General features: G+C 63.9%; 14 protein-coding genes. All 14 read right to left on the reverse strand.

The annotated features are described in order from the left end of the window. Positions 1-2: 2 nt before the first annotated feature. The gene (gene rpsS, locus ACQY46_RS18805; protein ID WP_158192884.1) at positions 3-281 is read right to left on the reverse strand and encodes a 30S ribosomal protein S19; all 279 of its coding nucleotides are present in this window, start codon (positions 279-281) and stop codon (positions 3-5) included. A 12-nt stretch (positions 282-293) separates the two neighbouring features. Then, the gene (rplB, locus tag ACQY46_RS18810) at positions 294-1127 is read right to left on the reverse strand and encodes a 50S ribosomal protein L2 (RefSeq protein ID WP_428697520.1); all 834 of its coding nucleotides are present in this window, start codon (positions 1125-1127) and stop codon (positions 294-296) included. Between the two features lie 16 nt (positions 1128-1143). Next, a complete protein-coding gene (locus tag ACQY46_RS18815) occupies positions 1144-1437 on the reverse strand; it encodes a 50S ribosomal protein L23 (protein WP_306031038.1) in 294 nt (97 codons plus the stop codon). Then, a complete protein-coding gene (gene rplD, locus ACQY46_RS18820; RefSeq protein ID WP_306031039.1) occupies positions 1434-2054 on the reverse strand; it encodes a 50S ribosomal protein L4 in 621 nt (206 codons plus the stop codon). The genes ACQY46_RS18815 and rplD overlap by 4 nt, the downstream gene beginning before the upstream one ends. Further along, positions 2054-2764 carry a 50S ribosomal protein L3 gene (gene rplC / locus ACQY46_RS18825; protein ID WP_428697521.1) on the reverse strand — a complete coding sequence of 237 codons (711 nt, stop codon included), beginning with the start codon at positions 2762-2764 and terminating at the stop codon, positions 2054-2056. Before rplC ends, rplD begins: the two co-directional genes overlap by 1 nt. Positions 2765-2787: 23 nt before the next feature. Next, a complete protein-coding gene (gene rpsJ / locus ACQY46_RS18830) occupies positions 2788-3096 on the reverse strand; it encodes a 30S ribosomal protein S10 (protein WP_067216522.1) in 309 nt (102 codons plus the stop codon). Between the two features lie 52 nt (positions 3097-3148). After that, positions 3149-4324 (reverse strand): elongation factor Tu, encoded by a 1176-nt coding sequence (tuf, locus tag ACQY46_RS18835; protein WP_428697522.1) that lies wholly within the window; start codon positions 4322-4324, stop codon positions 3149-3151. 49 nt (positions 4325-4373) lie between these two features. Continuing rightward, on the reverse strand, positions 4374-6449 hold the full coding sequence (gene fusA, locus ACQY46_RS18840; protein ID WP_428697523.1) for an elongation factor G: 2076 nt from the start codon (positions 6447-6449) through the stop codon (positions 4374-4376). A 22-nt stretch (positions 6450-6471) separates the two neighbouring features. Then, positions 6472-6942 carry a 30S ribosomal protein S7 gene (gene rpsG, locus ACQY46_RS18845; RefSeq protein WP_428697524.1) on the reverse strand — a complete coding sequence of 157 codons (471 nt, stop codon included), beginning with the start codon at positions 6940-6942 and terminating at the stop codon, positions 6472-6474. Between the two features lie 704 nt (positions 6943-7646). Next, complete coding sequence (locus tag ACQY46_RS18850; protein ID WP_428697525.1) at positions 7647-7946, reverse strand: regulator; 300 nt, start codon at positions 7944-7946, stop codon at positions 7647-7649. A 156-nt stretch (positions 7947-8102) separates the two neighbouring features. Further along, a complete protein-coding gene (gene rpoC, locus ACQY46_RS18855; RefSeq protein ID WP_428697526.1) occupies positions 8103-12302 on the reverse strand; it encodes a DNA-directed RNA polymerase subunit beta' in 4200 nt (1399 codons plus the stop codon). 102 nt (positions 12303-12404) lie between these two features. Beyond that, positions 12405-16547, reverse strand: a complete 4143-nt coding sequence (gene rpoB, locus ACQY46_RS18860; protein ID WP_428697527.1) for a DNA-directed RNA polymerase subunit beta — start codon at positions 16545-16547, stop codon at positions 12405-12407. A gap of 204 nt (positions 16548-16751) precedes the next feature. After that, the gene (gene rplL / locus ACQY46_RS18865; protein ID WP_306031374.1) at positions 16752-17129 is read right to left on the reverse strand and encodes a 50S ribosomal protein L7/L12; all 378 of its coding nucleotides are present in this window, start codon (positions 17127-17129) and stop codon (positions 16752-16754) included. A 60-nt stretch (positions 17130-17189) separates the two neighbouring features. After that, positions 17190-17708 (reverse strand): 50S ribosomal protein L10, encoded by a 519-nt coding sequence (gene rplJ / locus ACQY46_RS18870; RefSeq protein ID WP_428697528.1) that lies wholly within the window; start codon positions 17706-17708, stop codon positions 17190-17192. Positions 17709-17783: the final 75 nt, after the last annotated feature.

The following is a 17783-nucleotide window of genomic DNA, read 5'->3' on the forward strand; positions in this document are numbered from 1 at the left end:
CGTTACTTCCTCTTCGCCTTCTTGTCGGCGCCGTGGCCATAGTAGGTACGGGTCGGCGAGAACTCGCCGAACTTGTGCCCGATCATGTCCTCGGACACCAGAACCGGAACGTGCTTCTGGCCGTTGTAGACGCCGAAGGTCAATCCCACGAATTGCGGCAGGATCGTCGAGCGGCGGCTCCACATCTTGATGATCTCGTTGCGACCCGAGGCGCGGACCTTGTCTGCCTTTTTAAGCAGAAAGCCGTCGACGAACGGGCCCTTCCAAACAGAACGTGCCATTCCAGGCCCCTCTTATTTCTTGCGCGCGTGGCGGCTGCGGACGATGAACTTGTCCGTGGCCTTGTTGCGACGCGTGCGCTTGCCCTTGGTCGGCTTGCCCCACGGGGTGACCGGGTGACGGCCGCCCGAGGTCCGGCCTTCACCACCGCCATGCGGGTGGTCGACCGGGTTCATGGCGACGCCGCGGACATGCGGGGTACGACCCAGCCACCGCGAACGGCCGGCCTTGCCGAGATTGATGTTGCCGTGGTCCTGGTTCGACACCGCGCCGATCGAGGCCATGCAGGTGCCGAGAATACGGCGCTGCTCGCCCGACTGGAGGCGCACGGTGGTGTAACCCTGGTCACGGCCGACGATCTGCGCATAGGCGCCAGCCGAGCGTGCGATCTGACCGCCCTTGCCGGGCTTCAGCTCGATGTTGTGCACGATCGTGCCGACCGGGATCGCCGCCAGCGGCATTGCGTTGCCCGGCTTGATGTCGGCCTGCTTGCCGGAAACGACCTTGTCGCCAACCGCCAGGCGCTGCGGCGCCAGGATGTAGGAGAGCTCGCCGTCCTCATACTTGATGAGGGCGATGAACGCCGTCCGGTTGGGATCGTACTCGATCCGCTCGACCGTCGCGGAAATGTCCGCACGGGTCCGCTTGAAGTCGACCAGGCGATAGCGGCGCTTGTGGCCGCCGCCGCGGTTCGGTGCCGTCGTGCGGCCGGTATTGTTGCGGCCACCCGTCTTCGACAGGCCTTCCGTCAGCGTCTTGACCGGCTTGCCCTTGTAGAGCGAGGACCGGTCGACCAGCACGAGCTGGCGACGGCCGGGCGACGTCGGATTAAAGGTCTTGAGTGCCATTCTTCCTTCTCCGCCCTCAGAGTCCGGTGGTCACGTCGATGGCCTGGCCGTCCTGCAGGGTCACGACCGCCTTCTTGACGTCGGACTGCTGGCCGAGCCGGCCGCGGAAACGCTTCTGCTTGCCCTTGCGGACGAGCGTGTTCACCGCGGTGACCTTGACGCCGAAAAGGGCCTCGACTGCCGCCTTGATCTCGGGCTTGGTCGCCGTCGACGAGACGTTGAAAACGACCTTGTTCTGCTCCGAAGCGAAAGTCGCCTTCTCGGTGATCACCGGGGAAACGACCGTGTCATAGTGCTTCAGCGTGCTCATTTGAACCGCTCCTCGAGAGCCGACACCGCCGCCTTGGTCAGCACCAGCTTCTCGCGACGCAGGATGTCATAGACGTTGATGCCCTCGATCGGCAGCAGGTCGATCGCCGGGATGTTGCGCGAGGCGAGGCGGAAGTTCGCATCGACGTCGCTGCCATCCACGAAGAGCGCGTTCTTCAGCCCGAGCTTCGCGAAACGGGCCGCAAGAGCCTTGGTCTTCGCTTCCTCGGCGCTCGCCGCGTCGACGATGATCAGGCCGTTGGCCTTGAACTTCGCCGAAAGCGCGTGACGCAGGCCGAGAGCGCGGACCTTCTTCGGCAGATCGTGGGCGTGGCTGCGCACGACCGGGCCGTGAGCCTTGCCGCCGCCGCGGAACTGCGGGGCCTTCTTGTTGCCGTGACGCGCGCCGCCGGAGCCTTTCTGGCGGACGAACTTCTTCGTCGAGCCGGAAACTTCCGAACGCTGCAGCGCCTTGTGCGTGCCGGCCTGGCGACGCGCCAGCTGCCAGCGCACGACGCGGTGGATCAGGTCGGTGCGCGGGTCGAGACCGAAGATCTCGTCCGACACCGTGATCGAACCGGCGGCGGCCCCGTCCAGGGTCTTCACCTCAAGTTCCATCACTCGCTCTCCTTCTCGACCGCAACGGCAGCGTCCGTCGAACGGTACGCACCCGGCATCGGCACGCCGTCCGGCAGCGCCTTCTTGACCGCGTCGCGGACAACGATCCAGCCGCCCTTGGAGCCCGGCACCGCACCCTGGATCATGATCAATCCGCGCTCCACGTCGGTGCGCACGATCTTCAGATTCTGGGTCGTTACCTGCTCGGCGCCCATCTGGCCGGCCATCTTCTTGCCCTTGAACACCTTGCCGGGGTCCTGGCACTGGCCGGTAGAGCCATGCGCACGGTGGGTAATGGACACGCCGTGAGAGGCGCGCATGCCACCGAAATTGTGCCGCTTCATGGCACCCGCAAAGCCCTTGCCGATCGAGGTGCCCGTGACATCCACGAACTGTCCCTCGACGAAATGGTCGGCCGTGATTTCGGCCCCCACCTCGATCAGGTTCTCCGAAGAGACCCGGAACTCGGCAAGTCGGCGCTTCGGCTCGACGCTGGCCACCGCAAAGTGGCCGCGCATCGCCTTCGGCGTGTTCTTGACTTTGGCCAGACCGGCGCCGACCTGCAGCGCGACATAGCCATTCTTCTCTTCCGTCCGGTGGGCGATAACCTGACAGTTTTCGAGCTTCAGCACCGTTACCGGCACATGCTCTCCCGCATCGTTATAGATGCGAGTCATACCCACCTTCTGTGCGATCACTCCAGAACGCATCGGCGTGTCCCCTTGTGAGCGCCTTACAGCTTGATCTCGACGTCGACACCGGCCGCGAGGTCGAGCTTCATCAGCGCGTCCACGGTCTGCGGCGTCGGATCAACGATGTCGAGGAGGCGCTTATGCGTGCGCATCTCGAACTGATCACGGCTTTTCTTGTCGATATGCGGACCACGAAGCACGGTGTACTTCTCGATCCGCGTGGGCAGCGGCACGGGGCCGCGCACTTGTGCACCGGTCCGCTTCGCCGTGTTGACGATCTCGCGGGTCGACGCATCGAGAACGCGATGGTCGAACGCCTTGAGACGGATCCGAATGTTTTGACCGTTCATGTCTCAATCCCCGTGCGGGTCAGGCGGGATTTTTCCCGCCTGATGTCCGCAATTACTTGATGATCGAAGCGACGACGCCGGCGCCAACGGTACGGCCGCCTTCGCGGATGGCGAAGCGCAGGCCCTCTTCCATGGCGATCGGCACGATCAGCTCGACCTCGACCGACACGTTGTCGCCCGGCATCACCATCTCCGTGCCTTCCGGAAGGCTCACCACGCCCGTCACGTCCGTCGTGCGGAAGTAGAACTGCGGACGGTAGTTGGTGAAGAACGGCGTGTGACGGCCACCCTCTTCCTTCGTCAGGATGTAGGCCTCGGCCTTGAAGTTCGTGTGCGGCGTCACCGAACCCGGCTTGCACAGAACCTGACCGCGCTCCACGTCCTCGCGGCCGACGCCGCGGATCAGTGCGCCGATGTTGTCGCCTGCCTGGCCCTGGTCCAGAAGCTTGCGGAACATCTCGACGCCCGTGACCGTCGTCTTCTTGGTGTCGCGGATGCCGACAATCTCGACTTCCTCGCCGACCTTGACGATGCCGCGTTCCACGCGGCCCGTGACCACCGTGCCGCGACCCGAGATCGAGAACACGTCCTCGATCGGCATCAGGAACGGCATGTCCACCGGACGCTCCGGCGTCGGGATGTAGTCGTCGACCGCAGCCATCAGCTCGCGGATCTTCGTCTCGCCGATCGCCTCGTCGCGGCCTTCGAGGGCCGCAAGCGCCGAACCGGCAACGATCGGAATGTCGTCGCCCGGGAACTCGTAGGACGAAAGCAGCTCGCGCACTTCCATCTCGACCAGTTCCAGAAGCTCCGCATCGTCGACCTGGTCGACCTTGTTCAGGAACACGACAAGCGCCGGAACGCCGACCTGGCGGGCAAGCAGGATGTGCTCGCGCGTCTGCGGCATCGGGCCGTCGGCGGCCGAACAAACAAGGATGCCGCCGTCCATCTGCGCCGCACCCGTGATCATGTTCTTCACGTAGTCGGCGTGGCCCGGGCAGTCCACGTGGGCGTAGTGACGGTTCTCCGTCTCGTACTCCACATGCGCCGTCGAGATCGTGATGCCGCGTGCACGCTCTTCCGGCGCGGCGTCGATCATGTCGTACGCCTTGAACTCGCCGAAAAACTTCGTGATCGCAGCCGTCAGCGTCGTCTTGCCATGGTCGACGTGGCCGATCGTGCCAATGTTAACGTGCGGCTTCGTCCGCTCAAACTTTGCTTTCGCCATCGGATTTCTCCGTACCTTCGTTATTCAGTTGATGTGGCGTTGACAGCAATCAGGCGTATTTCGCCTGGACTTCCTGCGCGACGGCCTGCGGAACCTGTTCGTAGTGATCGAACACCATCGAATACTGTGCGCGACCCTGCGACATCGAGCGCAGGTTGTTCACGTATCCGAACATGTTGGCGAGCGGCACCATGGCATTCACCACAGTGACCACACCCCGGTTTTCGGTGCCGGTGATCTGGCCGCGACGCGAATTCAGGTCGCCGATCACGTCACCCATGTAATCTTCCGGTGTCACCACCTCGACCTTCATGATCGGCTCGAGGAGCTTCGGCGCGGCCTTCTGGATGGCCTCGCGGAAACCGGCACGACCGGCGATCTCGAACGCGAGCACCGAGGAGTCGACATCGTGGTAGGCACCGTCGATGAGGGTTGCCTTGATGTCGACCATCGGGAAGCCGGCGAGCGGGCCCGACGACATGACGCTCTCGATACCCTTGGTCACGCCCGGGATGTACTCCTTGGGGACGGAACCGCCGACGATCGTGCTGGTGAACGAGTAACCGGCACCGGTCTCGTTCGGCTCGATGATCAGCTTGATGCGGGCGAACTGGCCCGTACCACCGGTCTGCTTCTTGTGCGTGTAGTCGACTTCCGCCTGACGGGTGATCGTCTCGCGGTAAGCCACCTGCGGCGCACCGATATTGGCCTCGACCTTGAACTCGCGCTTCATGCGGTCGACGATGATGTCGAGGTGAAGCTCGCCCATGCCGGCGATGATCGTCTGGCCGGACTCTTCGTCGGTCTTGACGCGGAAGGACGGATCCTCGGCAGCCAGGCGGTTGAGCGCAAGGCCCATCTTCTCCTGGTCGCTCTTGGTCTTCGGCTCCACCGCGATCTCGATGACCGGGTCCGGGAACTCCATGCGCTCAAGGATGACCGGCTTCAGGGGATCGCAAAGCGTGTCGCCCGTCGTCGTGTCCTTCAGGCCCGCGATGGCCACGATGTCGCCGGCATAGGCAACGTCGATGTCCTCACGCGAGTTGGAGTGCATCTGCATCATGCGGCCGACGCGCTCTTTCTTCTCCTTGACGGTGTTCTGGAGCGAGATGCCCTTGTTCAGAACGCCGGAGTAGATGCGGCAGAACGTCAGCGACCCGACGAAGGGATCGTTGGCGATCTTGAAGGCCAGCATGGAGAGCGGCTCTTCATCGCCCGACTTGCGGATGATTTCGCTCTCGGTCTTCGGGTCGATACCCTTGATCGAGGGAACCTCGACCGGGCTCGGCAGGAAGTCGACGACGCCGTCGAGCAGGGGCTGCACGCCCTTGTTCTTGAAGGCGGAGCCGCAGAACACGGGAACGAACTCGCTGTTGATCGTGCCCTTGCGGATCAGCTTCTTGAGGCCTTCGACGTCCGGCTCCACGCCTTCCAGGTAGGCTTCCATCGCGGACTCTTCGGCCTCGACGGCGATCTCCACCAGAAGGTCGCGGTATTCCTGGGCCTTGTCGGCCAGGTCAGCCGGAATGTCGACCTCGTCCCAGGCGGCGCCGAGCGACTCGTCGCGCCAGACAAGGGCCTTCATCTTCAAAAGGTCGACAACACCGGCGAAATCGCTCTCGGCGCCGACCGGCAGCTGCATGACGATCGGCTTCGCACCAAGACGGGACTTGATCATGTCGACGCAGCGGTAGAAGTCCGCGCCAAGCTTGTCCATCTTGTTGACGAAGATCATGCGCGGGACGTGATACTTGTCCGCCTGGCGCCACACGGTCTCGGTCTGCGGCTCGACGCCGGCATTGGCATCGAGCAGCGCCACGGCACCGTCGAGCACGCGCAGGGAGCGTTCGACTTCAATGGTGAAGTCGACGTGGCCCGGGGTGTCGATGATGTTCAGGCGCTTCTCGTTCCAGAACGCCGTGGTGGCAGCGGACGTGATCGTGATGCCACGCTCCTGCTCCTGCTCCATCCAGTCCATCGTCGCGGCGCCGTCATGGACTTCGCCGATCTTGTGGCTCTTGCCGGTGTAGAACAGAATCCGCTCGGTCGTCGTGGTCTTGCCCGCGTCGATGTGGGCCATGATACCGAAATTGCGGTAGTCTTCGATCTTGTGAGTGCGCGCCATGGCGTCAGCCTCTCCCGTCCGATTACCAGCGATAGTGCGAGAATGCACGGTTGGCTTCGGCCATCCGGTGCGTGTCTTCGCGCTTCTTCACGGCGGAGCCGCGGTTGTTCGCGGCATCCAGCAGCTCGCCGGACAGACGGTCGATCATGGTCGTCTCGTTGCGATTGCGCGCAGCCGAGATCAGCCAGCGGATCGCCAGCGCCTGGCGACGGTCGACGCGAACCTCGACCGGGACCTGGTAGGTCGCACCGCCGACACGGCGGGAGCGGACCTCGACCTGCGGCATGACGTTGTCGAGCGCCGTGTGGAACACTTCCACCGGGTTCTGACGAACCTTGCCTTCGATAACATCGAACGCACCGTAAACGATGCCTTCGGCGGCCGACTTCTTACCGTGGTACATGATCGAATTCATGAACTTGGTAACGACCGTATCCCCGAACTTCGGATCGGGAATGATTTCGCGCTTTTCAGCCCTGTGACGGCGTGACATGGCAGATCCTCAGACCTTGACTTCCCAAAGTACCAGCCCGGGGCTGGCCTTTTTGCGCTCAACAAGGGGCCGTTGCCGAACCCCCAACTCTGTTTACGTCGCCTGACGGCGCACGTGAATTTCTCACCCGCCCGAATAGACGGGCGGAAGGCGCTGCGGCCGGCCGGTTCCGGGACAAGCCCGCTCCGCCGAAGATCCCGTAACGCATACGGAATCGCACCTGTTCCCGTCAGACACGGGAAAGGCGCCGCCAATCGAGAGGACCACCTTTCGGCGGTCATGCTTACGATACTTTTCGCCTCGTAATCCCGGCAGCGTTTAAGCACTTCTAGGTCCGGCGCGTGACGCATCGGATCCAACAGGTGCTTACCGCCTGCCTTCGGGATGCGCGGAACCTACAGTCACCCCCTGCTCCCGTCAAGTGCGGGGCGAAAGATTCTGCCAATCCCGGCGAGCCGGACCGACGGGCGGAATTCCTTGCCGCAAACACCCGTGTTGCGACATATCAGGAAAGCCGATCCCCTGATCCGCGCATCATCTGCAACAGCATCCATGCCTCGACCGGACACGCACCGGATCCGCAAGGCCCGGCCGTCGTTTCCGCGTCCCGCCGGACCCGCGATCGGGCGCGCCGTTTACGCTTTTTCAACCCCGCCGGCGATTCCGGCGGGAATCGCTGGCCGCCAGCCCCGCAAGCGATTCCCTCACTCGCGGTAGGCGATCACCGCGACCTCGCCGGCCAGCGCGTCCTCGTAAGCGCTTTCGAAGGTGGGATCGTCGGGCTCCTCCAGGATGACACCGATCTGGTCGAGGGCAGCCTCGACGAAACCCTGCCCCTTCAACGCCTCCAGGGCCAGGCGCACGGCGCTGTCCTCGTCCGGCGCACTGAGGAGGATGTTGACGGGAATGTCCGCCTCCGGCGTGCCCATGTCGCCTTCGCGGGCATGCCCGAGAATGATGTAGACGGTCGGGGCGTCCGACCCGTCGCGGTCGCTGGCCTTCATGGCGCTCTCCTTCCTGTTTGCCTCCCCCCGGGTGCCGAGTTCCCGCGTGCCCCGGCGGGGCGGCGGACCGGGCGACAAGTCGCGGGGCGGGCCGGAAAACGAAAAGGGCCGCACGATGGCGGCCCCTTCCTGGTCTTCGGTTCGCCGGTGGCCGGACTATTCGCCGACCCCGGTGAGGTCCTCCAGCATCGGATCGGCCTGTTCCGCCGTCGACGCCGCCTTGCGGGCCTCGAGGATCAGGTCGTCGCGATGCTGCGCGATCTCGCGGATGCTGGTCATCATGCCACCCATGCCGGCCGGGATGAGACGTCCGACGATGACGTTCTCCTTGAGCCCCTCGAGCGTGTCTTCCTTGCCGTTGACCGCCGCCTCGGTGAGGACGCGGGTGGTCTCCTGGAACGACGCGGCCGAGATGAACGACCGGGTCTGCAGGCTGGCCTTGGTGATGCCAAGCAGCACCGGGACGCCGGAGGCGGGCTTGCGCGCATCGTCGATGGCCTGGTCGTTGATATCGTCCAGGTCCAGACGGTCGATATGCTCGCCCGACAGCAGCTCGGTGTCGCCGGCATCGGTAATCTCGATCTTCTGCAGCATCTGGCGAACGATCACCTCGATGTGCTTGTCGTTGATCACCACGCCCTGGAGCCGGTAGACCTCCTGGATCTCGTTGACGAGGTAGGCGGCCAGCGCCTCCACGCCGCGGATCGCCAGGATGTCGTGCGGCGCCGGGTTGCCGTCGAGGATGTACTCGCCCTTCTCGATGGTGTCGCCTTCCTGCAGATGGAAGTGCTTGCCCTTCGGGATCAGGTACTCGACCGGCTCCATGCTCTCGTCATGCGGCTCGATGATGATCCGGCGCTTGTTCTTGTAGTCGCGCCCGAAGCGGATCGTGCCGTCGATCTCTGCGATGATGGCGTGATCCTTCGGACGACGCGCCTCGAACAGCTCGGCCACCCGCGGCAGACCGCCGGTGATGTCCTTGGTACGGGCGCTTTCCAGCGGGATACGCGCAAGCACGTCACCCGCCTTCACCTCGGCGCCGATCTGCACCGAGAGGATCGCGTCCACGGACAAGAGCGAACGGGCGTCACCGCCGCGCGGCACCTTCTTGATGGCACCGGAGGCGTCCTTGACGACGATCGCCGGCTTCAGGTCGTTGCCGCGCTGCGAGGTGCGCCAGTCCATGACGACGCGCTTGGTGATGCCGGTCGCCTCGTCGGTGGTCTCCTGCACGGAAACACCCTCGACGAGATCCTCGGAATCGACGATGCCGTCGACCTCGGACAGCATCGGGCGGGTATAGGGATCCCACTCCGCGATGCGCTGGCCGCGCTTGACCGCGTCGCCCTCGTCGACATGCAGCTTCGAGCCGTAGGCGATGCGGTGCACCGCGCGCTCGTTGTCGTCGCCGTCGATGATGACCACGGCCATGTTGCGGGCCATGGCGACCAGGTTGCCGTCGGAATCGCGCACTGCGCTCCGGTTGCGGATCGTCACCTTGCCGTCGAAGTTCGACTCGATGAACGACTGGTCGACAACCTGCGCCGTGCCGCCGATGTGGAACGTGCGCATGGTCAGCTGGGTGCCCGGCTCGCCGATCGACTGAGCCGCGATGACGCCGACCGCCTCGCCCATGTTGACCGGCGTGCCGCGGGCCAGATCGCGACCGTAGCAGGTCGCGCAGACGCCGCGCTTGGTCTCGCAGGTCAGCACCGAGCGGATCTTGATCATCTGGACATTCGCGGCCTCGATGGCCTCGACGTCCTTCTCCTCGATCAGGGTGCCGCGCGGAACGATCAGCTCGCCCGTCTGGTGGTTGAGGATGTCCTCCGCCGCCGTACGTCCGAGAACGCGATGGCCCAGCGAGGCAATGACCTGGCCGGCATCGACGATCGCCTGGATGGTGATGCCGTTCTCCGAACCGCAATCCGTCTCCAGGATGATCGAGTCCTGCGCCACGTCGACCAGACGACGGGTCAGGTAACCCGAGTTGGCCGTCTTCAGCGCGGTGTCGGCCAGACCCTTGCGGGCGCCGTGGGTCGAGTTGAAGTACTCGAGAACCGACAGGCCTTCCTTGAAGTTCGAGATGATCGGCGTCTCGATGATCTCGCCCGACGGCTTGGCCATGAGGCCGCGCATGCCGGCAAGCTGCTTCATCTGGGCGGGCGAGCCACGGGCACCGGAATGCGACATCATGTAGATCGAGTTGATCTGCTTCTGACGCCCCGTCTCCTCGTCGCGCTGGACCGACTGAATGCGCTTCATCATCTCGTCGGCGACGCGGTCGGTGCACTTGGCCCAGGCGTCGACGACCTTGTTGTACTTCTCGCCCTGGGTGATCAGGCCGTCATTGTACTGCTGCTCGTATTCCTTCACGAGGGTCGCGGTCTCGTCGACGAGACCCGCCTTCGTGTCCGGAATGACCATGTCGTCCTTGCCGAACGAGATGCCGGCGCGGCAGGCATGGCTGAAGCCCAGGCCCATGATGCGGTCGCAGAAGATCACCGTCTCCTTCTGGCCGCAGGCACGGTACACGGCGTCGATCATGCGGCTGATGTCCTTCTTGGTCATCAGCTTGTTGCAGACGTCGTAGGGCACCTCGTGATGGTGCGGCAGCAGCTCGCCGATGAGCATGCGGCCCGGCGTCGTCTCGACGATGCGCGTGACCTTGTTGCCCTCGGCATCGACCGAGTGGACACGGCCCTTGATCATCGCATGCAGGGTGACCGTCTTGGTCTCCAGCGCGTGATGCAGCTCGCCGATATTGCCGAACACCATGCCCTCGCCCGGCTCGCCGTCGGCGATGAGCGAGAGATAGTAGAGACCGAGCACGATATCCTGCGAAGGCACGATGATCGGCGAACCGTTGGCCGGGTGCAGGATGTTGTTGGTCGACATCATCAGCGTGCGCGCTTCGAGCTGGGCTTCCAGCGAAAGCGGCACGTGGACGGCCATCTGGTCGCCGTCGAAGTCGGCGTTGAAGGCCGCGCAGACCAGCGGATGCAGCTGGATCGCCTTGCCCTCGATCAGGGTCGGTTCGAACGCCTGGATGCCGAGACGGTGCAGCGTCGGCGCGCGGTTCAGCAGCACCGGATGCTCGCGGATCACCTCGTCGAGGATATCCCAGACCTCCGGACGCTCCTTCTCCACCAGCTTCTTCGCCTGCTTCACCGTGGAGGAGAAGCCCTTGGCGTCGAGACGCGAGTAGATGAACGGCTTGAACAGCTCCAGCGCCATCTTCTTCGGCAGGCCGCACTGGTGCAGCTTGAGCTCCGGGCCCACGGTGATCACCGAACGGCCCGAATAGTCGACGCGCTTGCCCAGAAGGTTCTGGCGGAAGCGGCCCTGCTTGCCCTTCAGCATGTCGGAGAGCGACTTCAGCGGACGCTTGTTGGCGCCCGTGATGACGCGGCCGCGACGGCCGTTGTCGAACAGCGCATCGACCGATTCCTGAAGCATGCGCTTCTCGTTACGGATGATGATGTCCGGCGCACGCAGCTCCATCAGGCGCCGCAGGCGGTTGTTGCGGTTGATCACCCGGCGGTAGAGGTCGTTCAGGTCCGAGGTCGCGAAACGGCCGCCATCCAGCGGCACCAGCGGGCGCAGGTCCGGCGGAATGACCGGGATCACGGTGAGGATCATCCATTCCGGGCGGTTGCCGGAATCGATGAAGGCCTCGACCACCTTGAGGCGCTTGGCCAGCTTCTTCGGCTTCAGCTCGGTCGTCGCCTCGGCGATCTCCTTGCGGATGTGATCGCGCTCCTTCTCCAGGTCGAGCGACATCAGCATCTCGCGGATGGCTTCCGCGCCGATCATCGCCGTGAAGGCGTCCTCGCCGTAGTCGTCCTGGGCGCGGATATAGTCCTCTTCCGACAGAAGCTGGTTCGGCTTCAGCGGCGTCAGGCCGGGCTCGATCACCACGTAGTACTCGAAGTAGAGCACCCGCTCGAGATCCTTCAGCGTCATGTCGAGCAAGAGGCCGATGCGCGAGGGCAGCGACTTCAGGAACCAGATGTGAGCGACCGGGGCAGCCAGCTCGATATGGCCCATGCGCTCGCGGCGAACGCGCGACAGCGTCACCTCGACATTGCACTTCTCGCAGATGACGCCCTTGTACTTCATCCGCTTGTATTTGCCGCACAGGCACTCGTAGTCCTTGATCGGACCGAACACGCGCGCGCAAAACAGCCCGTCCCGCTCCGGCTTGAACGTGCGGTAGTTGATCGTCTCCGGCTTTTTGATTTCGCCGAACGACCACGACATGATCTTCTCGGGGCTAGCGATCGAGATCTTGATGTGGTCGAAGGTCTGCGCGGGAGCCTGCTGATTAAACAGGTTCATGACCTCATGATTCATGGGCTCTCTCCTCGAGCGCGCGGAAGGGAAGCAGGGTCTGTGCCCTGCTTCCCGATCCGGCAATGCGGCATCGTGTTTCTGCGGCTGTCGTCAGGGCGAAGGTCACTCCGCCGCATCGACCGCCGGTACGCCCGGATCTGCGGGCAGCGGAACTTTCTCGTCCTTCAGCTCGACATTCAGTCCGAGCGAACGCATTTCCTTCACGAGAACGTTGAAGCTCTCCGGAATGCCTGCCTCGAACGTGTCGTCGCCGCGAACGATCGCCTCGTAGACCTTGGTCCGGCCCGCGACGTCATCCGACTTGACGGTCAGCATCTCCTGCAGCGTGTAGGCGGCGCCATAGGCTTCGAGTGCCCAGACCTCCATCTCGCCGAAGCGCTGGCCACCGAACTGCGCCTTGCCACCCAGCGGCTGCTGGGTCACGAGCGAGTACGGGCCGATCGAACGGGCGTGGATCTTGTCGTCCACCAGGTGGTGCAGCTTGAGCATGTAGATATAGCCCACTGTCACCTGACGGTCGAATTCCTCGCCGGTCCGCCCGTCATAGAGGGTGGACTGACCGGACCCGTTGTAGCGGGCCTGCTCGAGCATGGTGACGATGTCCGGCTCGCGCGCACCGTCGAAGACGGGGGTCGCGATCGGCACGCCGGTCTGCAACTGGTCGGCAAGCCGCAGGAGCGACTCCTCGTCATAGTCGGCAACCGGTTCGCTCTTCGTGGTGTCGCCGAACACCTGGATGATTTCACCGCGCAGCGCCTCGATCTTGCCGGAGCGCTTGTACTCATCGTAGAGCTCGCCGATCTTCTTGCCCATGCCGGCGCAGGCCCAGCCGAGATGCGTCTCGAGGATCTGTCCGACATTCATCCGGCTCGGCACGCCGAGCGGATTGAGCACGATATCGACATGCTCGCCATTGTCCAGGAACGGCATGTCCTCGATCGGGTTGATCTTGGACACCACGCCCTTGTTGCCATGGCGGCCGGCCATCTTGTCGCCCGGCTGGATCTTGCGCTTCACGGCGACGAAGACCTTGACCATCTTCATCACGCCCGGCGGCAGTTCGTCGCCGCGCTGCAGCTTCTCGACCTTGTCGATGAAGCGCTGCTCGAGCCGCTTGCGGCTTTCGTCGTACTGACCGCGAAGCGCCTCGACCTCGCTCATCAGCTTCTCGTCCTCGACCGCGATCTGCCACCACTGGGAGCGCGGGAACTCGTTGAGGACGTCGCCGGTGACCTCGGTGCTCTTCTTGAAGTGCTTCGGGCCGGCAACCGCGACCTTGCCGAGCAGCATCTCGGCCAGGCGGCCATAGACGTTGCGATCCAGGATCGCCTGTTCGTCGTCGCGGTCCTTGGCGAGACGCTCGATCTCCTCGCGCTCGATCGCCATCGCGCGCTCATCCTTCTCCACGCCGTGGCGGTTGAAGACGCGCACTTCGACGACCGTGCCGGCAACGCCCGGCGGCAGACGCAGGGACGTGTCGCGCACGTCGGAGGCCTTCTCGCCGAAGATGGCGCGCAGGAGCTTTTCCTCCGGCGTCATCGGGCTTTCGCCCTTCGGCGTGATCTTGCCGACCAGGATGTCGCCCGGCTTCAGCTCGGCACCGATATAGACGATACCGGCCTCGTCGAGGTTCTTCAGGGCCTCTTCCGAGACATTCGGGATGTCGCGGGTGATTTCCTCCGGTCCGAGCTTTGTGTCGCGCGCCATCACCTCGAATTCCTCGATGTGGATGGAGGTGAACACGTCGTCGCGCACGATGCGCTCCGAAAGCAGGATCGAATCCTCGAAGTTGTAGCCGTTCCAGGGCATGAACGCGACGCACACGTTCCGGCCGAGCGCCAGGTCGCCGAGATCCGTCGACGGACCGTCGGCGATGATGTCGCCCTTGGAAATGACGTCGCCGACACGCACCAGCGGACGCTGGTTGATGCAGGTGTTCTGGTTCGAGCGCTGGAACTTCATCAGCTGGTAGATGTCGACGCCCGACTTGGACGGATCGAGATCTTCCGTGGCGCGGATGACGATACGCGTCGCGTCGACCTGGTCGACGACGCCGGTCCGGCGCGCGCCGATCGCGGCACCGGAATCCCGGGCAACGACCGATTCCATGCCGGTGCCGACGAACGGCGCCTCGGCACGCACCAGCGGCACGGCCTGACGCATCATGTTCGAGCCCATCAGCGCACGGTTGGCGTCGTCATTCTCAAGGAAGGGAATGAGCGAGGCGGCAACCGACACGAGCTGCTTCGGCGACACGTCCATGAACTCCACCCGCTCGGGCGGCAGCAGCATGTTCTCACCTGCATGGCGGCAGGTGATCAGGTCGGAGACGAAGCGGCCGTCGACGTCGATCTCGGCATTGGCCTGGGCGATGTGGTACTTCGCCTCTTCCATTGCGGAGAGATAGACGGTCTCGGCCGTCACCTGGCCTTCCTTCACCTTGCGGTACGGGCTCTCGATGAAGCCGTACTTGTTGATGCGGGCAAAGGTCGCGAGCGAGTTGATCAGACCGATATTCGGGCCTTCCGGTGTCTCGATCGGGCAGATACGGCCGTAATGCGTCGGATGCACGTCGCGCACCTCGAAGCCGGCGCGCTCGCGTGTCAGGCCGCCAGGCCCGAGCGCCGACAGGCGGCGCTTGTGGGTGACTTCCGACAGCGGGTTGGTCTGGTCCATGAACTGCGACAGCTGCGAGGAACCGAAGAACTCGCGCACGGCGGCGGCCGCCGGCTTGGCGTTGATCAGGTCCTGCGGCATCACCGTGTCGATCTCGACCGACGACATGCGCTCCTTGATGGCGCGCTCCATGCGCAGCAGGCCGACCCGGTACTGGTTCTCCATGAGCTCGCCGACCGAACGCACCCGGCGATTGCCGAGATTGTCGATGTCGTCGATCTCGCCGCGACCGTCGCGCAGCTCGAGAAGCTCGCGGATCACCGCCAGGATGTCGTCCTTGCGCAGCGTGCGCACGGTGTCCTCGGCCGTCAGGTCGAGACGCATGTTCATCTTGACGCGGCCGACGGCCGACAGGTCATAGCGCTCGCTGTCGAAGAACAGCGACTTGAACATCGCCTCGCCCGTCTCCACCGTGGGCGGCTCGCCCGGGCGCATGACGCGGTAGATGTCGAACAGCGCGTCTTCACGCGTCTCGTTCTTGTCGACCGAGAGCGTGTTGCGGATATAGGCGCCGGTCGTCACATGGTCGATGTCGAGAATGGTGATCTCGCTGTAACCCTGGTCGATCAGGTCGCCGAGCACCTTCTCGGTGATCTCGTCACCGGCTTCCGCATAGACCTCGCCCGAAGACGGATCGACCATGTCCTCGGCCAGGTACTGGCCGTAGAGGTCCTCATCCATCACCTTGAGCGCCTTGACGCCCTTGTCGGCGAGCTGGCGCACGGTGCGCGCGGTGATCTTGCGGCCGGCCTCGACCACGATCTCGCCGCTGTCGGCGTCGATCAGGTTGAACGAGGCCTTGGTGCCCTTCAGGCGGTCGCCGTCGAACGCCACGCGCCACGAGCCCGGCTCGTCGCGGGTGTAGTCGATGGTTTTGTAGAACGTGTTGAGGATCTCCTCGCCGTCGAGGCCGAGGGCCTTGAGGAGCGAGGTGACCGGGATCTTGCGGCGGCGGTCGATGCGCGCATGCACGATGTCCTTCGCGTCGAACTCGATGTCGAGCCACGACCCGCGATAGGGAATGATGCGCGCGGCGAACAGGAGCTTGCCCGAGGAGTGGGTCTTGCCCTTGTCGTGATCGAAGAAGACGCCCGGCGAGCGGTGCATCTGCGAGACGATGACGCGCTCGGTGCCGTTGACCACGAAGGTGCCGTTGTCCGTCATGAAGGGCATGTCGCCCATGTAGACGTCCTGCTCCTTGATGTCCTTGACGGACTTGGCGCCGGTGTCCTCGTCGACATCGAACACGATCAGGCGCAGCGTCACCTTGAGCGGCGCGGCAAAGGTCATGCCGCGCTGGCGGCACTCCTCGACGTCGTATTTCGGCGCTTCGAACTCGTAGGACACGAATTCCAGCAATGCGGTGCCCGCAAAGTCGGAGATCGGGAAGACGGAGCGGAAGACCGCCTCCAGGCCTTCGTCGCCACGCCCGGCCTCAGGCTTTTCAACCTGAAGGAACTGGTCGTAGGACGCCTTCTGGACCTCGATGAGATTGGGCATCGCGGCGACTTCGCGGATCGATCCGTAGACCTTACGGACCCGCTTGCGACCGTTGAACGTGTGCGCCATTGTCGCTCCTCGTTTCGATCTGGTACGGCTCTCCGAAAAGCCGATCCCGGCTCAACCGCGCGCATGCCTGGCATGCTTACGGCCCTTCGGAGAACCGTCCCTTCTTAGGGACTGATACCCCGGACAGGATTTCCCGCCGGGGTTTGGCAAACTAGCGGTCCCGGCGCCCAATGAGCGCCGGGACCGGCCGGGTATGAAACCCGATTACTTCAGCTCAACCTTGGCACCGGCCTCTTCGAGCTTCTTCTTCAGCTCTGCGGCTTCGTCCTTGTTGACGCCTTCCTTGACCGGCTTGGGAGCGCCCTCGACCAGGTCCTTGGCTTCCTTCAGGCCAAGACCCGTGATCGCACGGACTTCCTTGATGACGTTGATCTTCTTGTCACCGGCGTCGGTGAGGATCACGTCAAACTCGGTCTTCTCTTCCTCGGCCGGAGCGGCAGCAGCGCCACCGGCGGCAGCGGCGACGGCGACCGGAGCAGCGGCGGAAACGCCCCACTTCTCCTCAAGCAGCTTCGAAAGCTCCGCAGCTTCCATGACGGTGAGCGCGGACAGTTCCTCAACGATCTTCTCGAGATCAGCCATTTGCGTAAGTCCCTATAGTTCGAACCGTATTCGGTCTCGACAGTGTGAATGCAATCCGCCTTATGCGGCTTCGTCCTTCTCGGCATACGCAGCGAAGACGCGGGCGAGCTGCCCGGCCGGTGCGTTGACGACCTGTGCGATGCGCGACGCGGGCGTCTGGATCATGCCCAGCAGCTTTGCGCGCAGCTCGTCGAGCGACGGCATGTCGGCAAGTGCCTTGACCCCGTCCGCGTCCAGGTTCGTCGAGCCCAGTGCGCCGCCGAGAACCACGAGCTTGCTCTGGTTCTTGGCGAACGCCATCGTGGCCTTGGCGGCGGCAATCGGGTCCTGCGAATACGCAAGGACCGTCGGGCCGCTGAAAAGGTCGGCGATGTGTTCGAGCTCAGTGCCTTGAAGGGCAAGCTTTACAAGACGGTTCTTGGCGACTTTGACCGATCCGCCGGCTGCACGGACCTGCGACCGGAAGGCCGTCATCTCCGCAACCGAAAGGCCGGCGTAGTGCGCAACGACGACAACGCCGGTGTTATTCAACACCTCGTTGAACGACGCGACGAACTCTCGCTTCTCCGTTCTTTCCACTTGCCTACTCCATCTGGCGGCTTGCGCCGCCGGTTTGTCTTTGCCGCCCGTCGACGGTGCCTTTCGGAACCTTCG

The organism is Stappia sp. (assembly GCF_965276915.1).
Lineage (GTDB): Bacteria > Pseudomonadota > Alphaproteobacteria > Rhizobiales > Stappiaceae > Stappia.

Coding starts and splice junctions, on each gene's coding strand:
- rpsG (WP_428697524.1), bottom strand. CDS start 6,942: ATGTCACGCCGTCACAGGGCTGAAAAGCGCGAAATCATTCCCGATCCG.
- tuf (WP_428697522.1), bottom strand. CDS start 4,324: ATGGCGAAAGCAAAGTTTGAGCGGACGAAGCCGCACGTTAACATTGGC.
- ACQY46_RS18850 (WP_428697525.1), bottom strand. CDS start 7,946: ATGAAGGCCAGCGACCGCGACGGGTCGGACGCCCCGACCGTCTACATC.
- rpoB (WP_428697527.1), bottom strand. CDS start 16,547: ATGGCGCACACGTTCAACGGTCGCAAGCGGGTCCGTAAGGTCTACGGA.
- rplL (WP_306031374.1), bottom strand. CDS start 17,129: ATGGCTGATCTCGAGAAGATCGTTGAGGAACTGTCCGCGCTCACCGTC.
- rplB (WP_428697520.1), bottom strand. CDS start 1,127: ATGGCACTCAAGACCTTTAATCCGACGTCGCCCGGCCGTCGCCAGCTC.
- ACQY46_RS18815 (WP_306031038.1), bottom strand. CDS start 1,437: ATGAGCACGCTGAAGCACTATGACACGGTCGTTTCCCCGGTGATCACC.
- rplC (WP_428697521.1), bottom strand. CDS start 2,764: ATGCGTTCTGGAGTGATCGCACAGAAGGTGGGTATGACTCGCATCTAT.
- rplD (WP_306031039.1), bottom strand. CDS start 2,054: ATGGAACTTGAGGTGAAGACCCTGGACGGGGCCGCCGCCGGTTCGATC.
- rpsJ (WP_067216522.1), bottom strand. CDS start 3,096: ATGAACGGTCAAAACATTCGGATCCGTCTCAAGGCGTTCGACCATCGC.
- rpoC (WP_428697526.1), bottom strand. CDS start 12,302: ATGAATCATGAGGTCATGAACCTGTTTAATCAGCAGGCTCCCGCGCAG.
- rpsS (WP_158192884.1), bottom strand. CDS start 281: ATGGCACGTTCTGTTTGGAAGGGCCCGTTCGTCGACGGCTTTCTGCTT.
- fusA (WP_428697523.1), bottom strand. CDS start 6,449: ATGGCGCGCACTCACAAGATCGAAGACTACCGCAATTTCGGTATCATG.